At 68.2% G+C, this 9,964-nt stretch carries 13 protein-coding genes; 5 read left to right on the plus strand and 8 right to left on the minus strand.

Annotated elements, in window-relative coordinates; all coding sequences use genetic code 11:
- Positions 1–182 precede the first annotated feature (182 nt).
- The 7 genes from ACR2FV_RS05975 to ACR2FV_RS06005 all read right to left on the minus strand — a co-directional run bounded on the left by ACR2FV_RS05975 (position 183) and on the right by ACR2FV_RS06005 (position 5,142).
- Positions 183–683, minus strand: coding sequence for an SDR family NAD(P)-dependent oxidoreductase (locus ACR2FV_RS05975; protein ID WP_434014781.1), 501 nt, complete (start codon positions 681–683; stop codon positions 183–185).
- 10 nt (positions 684–693) lie between these two features.
- Entirely contained in the window at positions 694–1,002 is a 309-nt protein-coding gene (locus ACR2FV_RS05980) for a hypothetical protein (RefSeq protein ID WP_434014782.1), read from the minus strand.
- Positions 1,003–1,481: 479 nt separating this feature from the next.
- Complete coding sequence (locus ACR2FV_RS05985; protein ID WP_434014791.1) at positions 1,482–2,249, minus strand: triose-phosphate isomerase; 768 nt, start codon at positions 2,247–2,249, stop codon at positions 1,482–1,484.
- A gap of 16 nt (positions 2,250–2,265) precedes the next feature.
- Positions 2,266–2,724, minus strand: coding sequence for a ribose-5-phosphate isomerase (locus ACR2FV_RS05990; RefSeq protein ID WP_434014783.1), 459 nt, complete (start codon positions 2,722–2,724; stop codon positions 2,266–2,268).
- Between the two features lie 28 nt (positions 2,725–2,752).
- A complete protein-coding gene (lerK, locus tag ACR2FV_RS05995; protein ID WP_434014784.1) occupies positions 2,753–4,468 on the minus strand; it encodes an L-erythrulose 1-kinase in 1,716 nt (571 codons plus the stop codon).
- A 262-nt stretch (positions 4,469–4,730) separates the two neighbouring features.
- The gene (locus tag ACR2FV_RS06000; protein WP_434014785.1) at positions 4,731–4,937 is read right to left on the minus strand and encodes an FCD domain-containing protein; all 207 of its coding nucleotides are present in this window, start codon (positions 4,935–4,937) and stop codon (positions 4,731–4,733) included.
- Complete coding sequence (locus ACR2FV_RS06005) at positions 4,918–5,142, minus strand: FCD domain-containing protein (RefSeq protein WP_434014793.1); 225 nt, start codon at positions 5,140–5,142, stop codon at positions 4,918–4,920. The genes ACR2FV_RS06000 and ACR2FV_RS06005 overlap by 20 nt, the downstream gene beginning before the upstream one ends.
- A 708-nt stretch (positions 5,143–5,850) precedes the next feature.
- On the opposite strand from ACR2FV_RS06005, the gene ACR2FV_RS06010 reads away from it, so the two are divergent.
- The 5 genes from ACR2FV_RS06010 (at position 5,851) to ACR2FV_RS06030 (ending at position 9,556) form a co-directional block, all read left to right on the plus strand.
- Positions 5,851–6,771 (plus strand): sugar phosphate isomerase/epimerase family protein, encoded by a 921-nt coding sequence (locus tag ACR2FV_RS06010; RefSeq protein WP_434014786.1) that lies wholly within the window; start codon positions 5,851–5,853, stop codon positions 6,769–6,771.
- A 23-nt stretch (positions 6,772–6,794) separates the two neighbouring features.
- Positions 6,795–7,757, plus strand: a complete 963-nt coding sequence (locus ACR2FV_RS06015; RefSeq protein WP_434014787.1) for a 3-hydroxyacyl-CoA dehydrogenase family protein — start codon at positions 6,795–6,797, stop codon at positions 7,755–7,757.
- The gene (locus ACR2FV_RS06020; protein ID WP_434014788.1) at positions 7,732–8,319 is read left to right on the plus strand and encodes a GntP family permease; all 588 of its coding nucleotides are present in this window, start codon (positions 7,732–7,734) and stop codon (positions 8,317–8,319) included. Before ACR2FV_RS06015 ends, ACR2FV_RS06020 begins: the two co-directional genes overlap by 26 nt.
- A 279-nt stretch (positions 8,320–8,598) precedes the next feature.
- Positions 8,599–8,856 carry a type II toxin-antitoxin system PemK/MazF family toxin gene (locus ACR2FV_RS06025; protein WP_434014789.1) on the plus strand — a complete coding sequence of 86 codons (258 nt, stop codon included), beginning with the start codon at positions 8,599–8,601 and terminating at the stop codon, positions 8,854–8,856.
- A gap of 112 nt (positions 8,857–8,968) precedes the next feature.
- On the plus strand, positions 8,969–9,556 hold the full coding sequence (locus ACR2FV_RS06030) for a hypothetical protein (protein WP_434014790.1): 588 nt from the start codon (positions 8,969–8,971) through the stop codon (positions 9,554–9,556).
- Positions 9,557–9,791: 235 nt separating this feature from the next.
- On the opposite strand, the gene ACR2FV_RS06035 is transcribed toward ACR2FV_RS06030, so the two are convergent.
- On the minus strand, positions 9,792–9,962 hold the full coding sequence (locus ACR2FV_RS06035; protein ID WP_434014792.1) for a type II toxin-antitoxin system PemK/MazF family toxin: 171 nt from the start codon (positions 9,960–9,962) through the stop codon (positions 9,792–9,794).
- Positions 9,963–9,964: the final 2 nt, after the last annotated feature.

Consider the following 9,964-nt stretch of genomic DNA (forward strand, 5'->3'; position numbering starts at 1 on the left):
CCGGTGTCCCTCCGGCACGGTGTGGCTGGCGGTGACGGCGCCGGACTCGCTCAGCAGGCGGGTACCGGCGTCGATCCTGCGCGCGGCCACCGCGGCGTTGTCCGCCGGAACGGGCAGCACTGCGACGTTGTCGAACGGAACCTTCACGACCACCTCTCCTGACTGATCTGATGTCGTCGACCCTAGTGGTCACGCCCGTAAGTTCGTCGGGGGTTCAGGTCCAGGCGGTGGGGCGGCCAGGTAGAGACCGCAGGCCGTGTCCAGGGCCTGCTCGGCGGGGCCTGCGGCGTGCCCGGTGGGTATGCGTTGACCAGCTCGGTCAACGAGCCGACGTTGAGCTGGAAGACCTGCTCGGACAGGTCCTGGCTCAGCTCACCGGTCGGGCGCCGCTCGACCAGCCCGCCGGTGTTGTTGACGAGCACGTCGATGCCGCCCCAGTGCTCGTGCACCGCGGCGGCCAGAGCCGCGGCGCCCCCAGGGAGGGACAGGTCGGCCTGCACGGTCCAGGCCTCCCCGCCACCGGCTCGTATGCCGTCCGCGACGGCCGTCGCGGCGGCCCCACTGGAGTTGTAGTGCACCGCCACCCGGGCACCGCTGGCCCCGAAGCCGGCGGCCACGGCCGCCCCGCCCCCGGTGCTGGCGCCGGTGACCAGGACCGTTGTGTCGTCGAATCGCACGTCCATGCTGTTCCCTTCAGGTCCGGGGAGGGAGGCGGAGGTCGGTCAGGCCCCCGTCGACGGTGAGCGCTGTCCCGGTGGTCGCGGCGACGCTAGGACTGGTGAGCGAGGCGATGGCGAAGGCCACCTCCTTGGACGTGCACATACGATCGATCGCGGCGGCAGCGATCGACGGCGTCACCGGTGAGGTGATCAAGACCAGGTTGGGTCTGGCGCCGCCGGTAGCGCTGGCCTGGATCGCCGACCTGCCCGGCCCTGTGTCGGTGCTGTATGAGTCCGAGTCGACCGGGTTCGGGCTGGCCGGGGCATTGACAGGCGCGGGCATCGGCTGCCAGGTCGCGGCCCCTCGAAGTTGCAGCGTCCCTGCGGGGACCGGATCAAGACCGATGCCCGGGACGCACTGCACCTGGCCCGGTTGCTGCGCCTGGGCCAGATCACCCCGGTACGAGTACCGACCGAGATCGAGGAATCGGCCCGTGACCTGGTCCGTACCTGCGACGGCACCCAGGCCGCGTTCGAGGACGCCCACCCGAACGTGGTGCCGACCACGACCCGTCGCGCACGGTTGGACACCAAAATCATCGCGATGGCCGCGGACAGCCCGTTCACCGACCTGTCCCACCGGTTGGCGTGCCTGCGCGGGATCTCCACACTGACGGCGTTCTCCCTGGCGGTGGAGATCGGTGAATGGGACCGTCGAGCCGTCGGCTCACGGCCAGATGCCCCGCGGGGTGGAGCACGGCTCCAGCCCTACGGAGGGCTTGCGGCTACAGCCTTCTTCGCATGGAGTCTCCGGCGCTTTGGTCAGCCGGTCGCCTTGGGGTGGGCAGCGGCGATCTCGAGGAGGCTCAGGAAGCCGGCCAGCTGCCAGGCGGCGCGGCCGACGAACAGCCCGGTGACGTGGTCGATACCGAGCAGGTCCGCGGCGTTGTCGAGGTTCACCGAGCCGCCGTAAAGCAACCCCCGGACACGGCGGCCGTACTCGCGACCGAGGTCTCGGAATGGCTCCCGCAGCTCCTGGGTCGTGGCAGGTCGACCCGTCTCGCCGATCGCCCAGATCGGTTCGTAGGCGATCACGACGCGCGCCAGCTGCTCCGGATCCAGACCGTCAAGCGCGCCGGCCGCCTGCTCCAGGATGAACCGCGACGAGCCGCCGGCCTGCTTGACCTCGGCGCTCTCACCGATGCACAACAGCGGGACGAGCTCGTGGGTCAACGTGGCGGCCACCTTGAGACGAGTGGTCTGCACAGTCTCGCCGAAGTGCTCACGGCGCTCGGAGTGGCCGATCTCCACCAGCTGGGCACCTGCGTCCTTCGCTTGAGCAACGGAGACCTCACCGGTCCAGGCTCCCTGGTCCTCCCAGTGCGCGTTCTGCGCACCGAGGAGAACTGGTGAGTCGGCTCCGAGCTCGTCGTTCACCGCGGCGAGCGCGGTGAACGACGGTATGACGAAGGGCTGCACACCGGCGGGAGCCAGCCCGTCGAGGTGGTCGGCCAGCCCGCGGACGTACCGTCGAGCCTCCGCCAGTCCCTTGCTCATCTTCCAACTGGTGCCGACCCACATCGGACACATCTCGCTGGCTCCGCTGTCAGTCGCCCTCATACGCACAGATGGCGTCGACCTTCGCCGCGGAGGAGGACTGCGGGTCGAACTCCAGGTCGAGCCACTCCTTCACCAAGACCCGCGCCAGCTCCAGTCCCACCACGCGCTCGCCCATGCACAGCACCTGGGCGTTGTTGGACAGCACGGACCGCTGCACGGAGTAGAGGTCGTGCGCGGTGACGGCCCGGATCCCCTTGACCTTGTTGGCGGAGATGGCGACGCCGAGCCCGGTGCCGCAGATCAACAGCGCGCGGTCCGCCTCGCCGGCGGCGATCTTCTTCGCGGCCGCGACGGCTACGTTCGGGTAGGAGGTGTCGTCCTCGGTGCGCGTGACGCCGACGTCCTGCACGGACTCCACCCGGTCGTCGGACTCCAGGTCCTTGCGCAGCGCCTCCTTGTAGCTGAAGCCGGCGTTGTCGCCGCCGACCACGATCCTCAGTGCCATGGTTCTCTCCTTCGTACGGGGGCCTTGTTCAACCGGACAGATGGTCACCCAGGGCAGCCATCAGCATCGAGAACGACAGCGCACCCGGGTCGGGCGTGCCGACGCTCTTCTCGCCGAGCACCCGTGCACGCCCCAGCCGGGCGGTGATGTCCGCGGTCTTGTCGGCTGCTTCCCGGGCGACCTGGGCCGCGGAGGCGATGGCTTCACCCGCGTCCCCGTCGAACGCCTCGGCCAGGGCCTCGCGGAACGGGACGGCCGCGTCGACCATCGTCTTGTCACCCGGCTCCGCGCCGCCCAGACGGAGGATGGCGTCGATGCCCGCAGTGAGGGCGTCCACGGTGTGCTGGTCGCTGCCGCCCTCGGTGTCGGAGAAGACGCCGGCGGCGCTGGTCAGCGCGGCACCCCACAGGGCACCGGAGGTGCCGCCCGCGGAGTCCGCCCACGCCTCACCTGCCAGCAGCAGCGTGGTCCGGGCCCCGCCGTCTTGCTCGGTGGCGGTGCGGGCCGCCTGCGCGGCCCCGCGGGAGCCGAACACCATGCCGTGGCCGTGATCGCCGTCGCCGGCGACCGCGTCGAGGCGACCCAGGTCGGCTTCGTTCTCGGCACACACCTTCTCGAACACCTCGAGCACGCCGACGATCTTCCCGGCGAGAGCTCGGGACTCCTCGGCTGACTCCGGGATCTCGTTCTCCGCCGCGGTCCAGGTGCTGGTGCGCGGGGTGCGCTCGACGTCCGGCATCGCTCCGCGCCGGTAGGCGGGTGTCTCGACCGGAGCGAGCCAGAGCTTCTCGAGCTCGTCGTCGAGGAACACCAGGGTCAGTGACAAGCCGGCCATATCGAGGCTGGTGACGAACTCGCCGACCTCAGGACGAACGGCGGTGAGTCCTCTCTCCTCGAGGCGCTCGGCGACGCGCCCGTAGACGACGAACAACTCCTCGTACTTGACCGTCCCGAGGCCGTTGAGGATGACGGCCACCCGGCCGTCGTAGCCGTTCTCGCCGCGCGGAGGTTCTTCGACGAGCAGGTCGTCCAGCAGCAGGTCGGCGACGTCGGCCGCGGTGCCGAGACTCTCGTCGCGCACCCCGGGCTCACCGTGGATGCCGAGCCCGACCCCCATCTGCCCGTCCTCGACGTGGAACAGCGGCTCATCGGCGCCCGGCACGCTGCACCCGTCAAAGGCGAGGCCAAACGAACGGGTCACGTCGTTCGCCTTCCAGGCCAAGCGCTCGGCCTCGTCCAGATCGGCGCCGGCCTCGATGGCGGCCCCCGCGATCTTGAAGACCGGCAGATCGCCGGCGATGCCGCGACGGTCGCGGTGGTTCTCGGGGCTATTGGAGGCGATGTCGTCGCTGACGCCGACGCTGCGCACGTCGATTCCCTCGTGACGCAGCTTCTCGGCCGCGAGGCCGAAGTGCAGGACGTCCCCGGCGTAGTTGCCGAAGCCGAGGACCACGCCGCCGCCGTTCTCGGCGTTGCGCACCACGGAGTACACCTCGGAGGCCGAGGGAGAGGAGAAGATGTTGCCGCACGGGGCGCCGTGGCCCATGCCGGGGCCGACCCACCCAGCGAAAGCCGGGTAGTGCCCGGAGCCGCCGCCGACCACGAGTGCGGGCTGTCCCTGCGGGGTCTGTGTCGAGCGAGCCACGCCGCCCGGCACCTCCGCAAGGAGGTCAGGGTGGCAGGCAACGAGGCCGTGCACCGCCTCGTCGGCGAAGTCGTCCGGGGAGTTGAGGAGGTACGTCATTGTTCCGTCCTTCGGGTGCGCCGGACAGCCCGCGGGAGCCGCTCCGGTCCGGTCTGGGCATGCGGGAGCAGGCTAGCGTGATCCACTCACCGATCCCTTGATCGTATAGGGATACTAAGGGAGAACACGAGCCAGAACTCACCGCGCGGTCGAACTCACCCCTTGGCGCTTGCTCATCAGGAACGAGGGTCGCCGTCTGCGGGTGGCGTCGGCTCTGCCGTACTGCGGTCGCCCTCGGCCCGCTCGGCCAGTGCTCGCTCCTTCACCCCATGATGTGGACGTGCATGATGCGGTACACCTCAGGGCCGTAACCCCGCCGCATCGCCGCGAGCACCCGCCAGTGCTCGGCGATCGCGTACTCGGCATCCTTCACCCCCACCCCGACGAACAGCCGGAAGCGTTGCCCGTGCACTCCCAACGCGTCGTAGGCCCGTAACAGCGCCCCGCTGTCAGCATGCTCGGCGATCAACCGGTGGAACCGTTTCGTCCGCGCGGTGGTATTCCCTGATCGCCGCGGGGTCGGGGCTGTGCGGCGCCCGTGTCTGCTCCTCGATGGCCTCGTCCACAGCGTCCAGCAAGCCGTCGTCGCCAGGAGCATAGGCCAGTTCCGCCAACTGAGGCTCGATGAGCAGACGAGCGTTCATGATGTAGGCCATCTCCTTGACGTCCGGCATCTCCGGCACTGCGGTAGCCCCGCATGGCCACCCGCGTGACGTTTCCGGTGGACGCCAGACGCGCCAACGCCTCGCGCACCGGCGTGGGCGAGACACCGAGGCGACGAGCCGTCCCATCGATGCTGATCGGTCCCCCGAGTGCAGCGTGCCATTGAGAAGCTGCTCCACCAGCCGCTCGTAGACCTGGTCGACAAGCATGCTGCGCACCGGCCTCCCGTGCTCGTGCGCTTCCACGTCCCGGCCTTTCCGCAGTCCCGGCGACAACCCCATCGACCAACGCGTCGAGCTCCTGGTGAGGCTCCGCTGATCACGCTTCGACTCGCTCGAGTCGGGGGAGCGGGAATCCTACCTGGACTGTTGACACACCTAGAGGGCTAGGGCCGGCGGAGCAGGGCTAGGGCCGGCGGAGCCGGAATTTTGAGTCAAGTTTCGTCTCTGGAGGTCGCGTTTGGAGGGGTAGAGTGGACGTTGCTCGCTCCACACGCGCAACGACAGCGCACCTGACCTGCAGTTACGCACTTCGCGTCAGCGGTCATACTTCATAGGCGTAGCGGGTGGTGGCGGTCGACCACGCTGACCGTGGGTCCCTGCGGGAGCCTGCGCTCGAACGTGGACCGCAACCCGGGGCATGACTCGTCGGGCTGGGCCGAAGCCCCGTTAGGATGTAGACCTATACCCTCTGCGAGACTAACTACACGGAGGACGACGATGTTCACGGCGCAGACCTGGCCGATCGCAGCCAACATGCTCGGATTCGGCAACCGTGCGCCCGACGGTGGCCACATCAAGGACGCACACTCCAGCGTATGGGCTTCACACCTACGCCAGGTGCGCGAGCTGGGTTTCGACTACATCGATCCAACCGATGCTTGGGTCCCCCTCGCCGCTCTGTCAGATGAGCGGGTCGAGGAGTTCCGCACCGTGCTGCGCGACGAGGGCCTGGCGATCTCCTCCATCTCGATGACCCGCAACTCGGTGGTCGATGTCGCGAACGGCCAGCAGAACCTCGCCGACGCGCACCGCCTCATCGACCTCTCACCCACCTTTGGTGCCACCATCGTGAACACCGGCTTCATGCAGGCGGTGACCCCCCAGCAGAGCGAGCAGATCTGGTTCTGGTTGGTCGACGGCCACATCGACGACCCGGCCCTACGAGACCTGGCGATCGAGCGCATCCGCGAACTCGGTGACCACGCCAAGGTCAACGAGATCCAGCTCAGCCTGGAGATGTATGAGGACACCTATGTTGGGACCCCGGACGAGGCGGTCCGCTTCATCCGCGACGTCGACCACGATGCCGTCGGTCTCAACCCCGACCTGGGCAACCTGATCCGGCTGCACCGGCCCGTGCCGCATTTCAGTGAGATGTTCGCCAAGGTCCTTCCCTACTCGAACTTCTGGCACATCAAGAACTACTCACGCGATTACGACCCGGCGACCGGCGCCTACAGCTCGGCCCCGTTGCCGTTGAAGTACGGCTACATCAACTACCGCCAGATGATCCGACTGGCGCTCGAGCTGGGCTACTCCGGGCCGTTCTGCTGCGAGCACTACGGCTCCGACTCCCTCGGCGTGTGCGCCGAGAACAGGGAGTACATCGAGCTGGTCCTCTCCTCCGCACTCGCCTGAGCTCCGACCACGAAGGGCATCGCATGCGCAAGATCAACACCGTCACGGTCGTCGGTGCCGGTTACATGGGCGGCGGTATTGCTCAGGTCCTGGCCCTCAACGGTTTCGAGGTGCAGATCGCCGACGTCAGCGTCGAGGCCACCCGCGAGGCCCTCGATCGGTTGGAGAAGGAGGCCACGGAGTTCGAGGAGCAGGGCTTGTTCGACCCGGGTAGCGCAGAGACCATCATGAGCAACCTCAAGGCCGGCCAGACCCTCGAGGACGCCGTCTCCGACGTCGACTTCGTGATGGAGGCCGTCTTCGAGGACCCAGAGGTCAAGAAGGAAGTCCTCGCACGGATCTGCGAGAGCGCCCGCCCCGACGCGATCATCGGCACCAACACGTCCACCATCCCGGTCAAGGTGCTGGTCGAGGCGGTGACCAACCCCGAGCGCTTCCTCACCGTGCACTTCTCCAACCCGGCACCCTTCATCCCCGGCGTCGAACTGGTCGCCGGAGAGGCCACCACCCAGGAGGTCATCGACTCGGTCAAGGACCTGCTGGAGCGTGCCGGACGCGAGGGCGCCCAGGTCGCTGACACCCCCGGCATGGCACTGAACCGCCTGCAGTACGCGCTGCTCAAGGAGGCCACTCTCATCGTCGAGCAGGGCGTGGCCTCGGTGGAGGACGTCGACACCATCGTGCGCACCACCTTCGGTTTCCGCCTCGGCTTCTTCGGTCCGTTCGCCATCGCCGACCAGGCCGGGCTCGCGGTCTACGTCAAGGGCTACACCACCGTGGAGAACGAGTTCGGTGAGCGCCTGGCGACCCCCAAGCTGTTCACCGACGCCGTCGACGACGGCCGCGAAGGAACCAAGAACGGCAAAGGCCTGACCGGCGACTTCGACGACGACAGGAAGGCCGAGCTCATCGCCTACCGCAACAAGGCCTACTCACGCATGGGCGACCTGCTGCGCGAGCTTGGGCCGGCGCCGAAGGGCTCCTGACCGCCGGTCGCTGAGATCGCCGGGCAACCCGGTCGTGGCCCTGGTCATCGGTGTGCTGCTGGCCGTCTACCTGCTGCTGCCGCGCTGGACCCCGCGCACGAAGGTGCAGGGGTGGTTTGCCGAGGCTGCTGCCTCCGCCGGTCTGATCCTGCTGATCACCGGGGCCGGCGGCGCGCTCGGGCAGGTGTTGCGCGACTCCGGCGTGGGCGACGCACTCGCCGAGGCGGTCGCGAGCACCGCACTGCCCGGCTTCCTGGTGCCCTTCGTGATCGCGACGTTCGTACGGGTGGCCCAGGGCTCCGGCACGGTCGCGATGGTCACCGCCGCCTCGGTGACCGCACCCCTGGTCACCAGCCTGGGCATCGACCCCGTCGTCGCCGCCATCGCCTGCACGGCCGGGTCGATGGTCTTCAGCTACTTCAACGACTCCTACTTCTGGGTCGTCACCCGCTTCGCCGGCTTGGAGGGCACAGCCGCGCTGAAGGGCTGGTCCGGGATCACGACCGCAGTGTGGGCCGGCTCGATCCCCCTGCTCGTGATACTCAACCTGATCCTGGGATAGCCCCCTCAATATGACAATGGTGGCATGATGGTGGCTTGGCCAAGCAGCGACTAAGCGCCACCGTTGACTCAGACCTCATCGCTCGCGCCCGCCGCCTCTCCCCCGGGGCGACGGACGCCTCGGTGGTCGAACGTGCCTTGAATGCCCTGCTCGCTGCGCATCGTCGGTCCGAGATCGACGCCGCGTATGCCAAGGCCTACGCCGCTCATCCCGCGGATGAACCCGATGCATGGGTGACCTCGAGAGCTTCGGCGATGCGGCCGGCGCTCGATGAGGGCGATGCCGGCACGCGCAGAGGTGTGGTGGTGCGAGCCGCCGGACATCGGCCGCCGTCCCGTCGTGGTCCTGTCCCGCGATGCTGCGATCGAGCGACGCCGGCGGACACTGGTCGCCCCTTGCACCACCACGCTTCGTGGCCTGCCGAGCGAGGTCGAGCTGTCCCCGACCTCGACCCCGTCCCGCGACAGTGTGTGGCGAGCCTGGACTCCATCGAAAGTGTGTCGACCGCCCTCCTGGTCGAACGGCTCGGCCGCCTGAGTGATATCCGTCTGCGGGAGATCTGCTCGGCGTTGTCCGTCGCCGTCGACTGCTCATAACTTCTTCTGCGGGCACCTCCACGAAGGGCGAGCGCACGACATACGGTTGACCCATGCGCGCACCGCTGTCCGAAGACGACTTCAACGACCTCGAGATCGCCGTGTCCGGCGGAAGCAAGGACGATCACCGGGCCGCGGCCAAGCACCTCGTCACCCTGGCGCAAGAGACACACCCCGACGACGAGATGAGCGCGGCTGACCTGCTCGTCGCCGCTGGAGGCCAGTTCCGGTTCGCCGAGGACCCGGAGCGGGCCGTCGACGTGCTGTGGCGCGCATACGAGTGTGGTGGTTGGGACCACCTGGACCCTCGCGCCGCCATCGTCGACATCCTTCTGGACCAGGACGAGCGAGTGAAGGCGCAGGAGGTCTCCGAGCAGGTCCGCAAGAGCCGACCCCTCGACGCGAGCACCTACCTCTACCTCGGCGAGCTGTGGGACGACAGGGGTGAGACGAAGCGGGCACTCGGCTGGTTCACCAGAGGCATCATGCTCGCGGAGCACGAAGGCCTGGCTCACCACGAGGCCAGCATGCTGTGCATGGGCCGCTGGCGCATCCGTCGGCGCGAAGGGCAGGAGCCGGATGAGTACGACGAGGTCGCCATGGAGTGCCAGCAACAGCTGACCGACCACCTGGGCAGCTGAACCAGGAAACCGTGTCGGTTCCCGAGGAGGTCTACCGACTCGCCAGAGTTCGTGCGGCCCTGCAGGACACGTCGGTCAGCTCGTTGGTGGCGGACTTCCTGCGCGGTCTGTCGGATCAAAGTGATGAATTCCGGCGGCTGCACGCGCTCCAGCGGCGGGTCCAGGCCGAGATCACCGACTTCAGTGGATGCGATCGGCAGAAGCGCGACGACCCAAGCCTCACACCGTCGAGGTGTCAAGCGATGCCGAGGAAGACGATCAGTGACCGAGACAGGGCCAGCATGGTCGTGTCGGAGACGGCGCCGATGTGCTCGCCGAGCTTGGTGCGCGGCATCGTGGTGACCTTGTCGACCATGATGCTGCCGGGCCGGGCCAGTCCGGTTTGGCGTTCGTCCCCGAGCGGGATCC

Source organism: Ornithinimicrobium sp. (assembly GCF_051004135.1).
In the GTDB taxonomy this organism is placed as follows: domain Bacteria; phylum Actinomycetota; class Actinomycetes; order Actinomycetales; family Dermatophilaceae; genus Ornithinicoccus.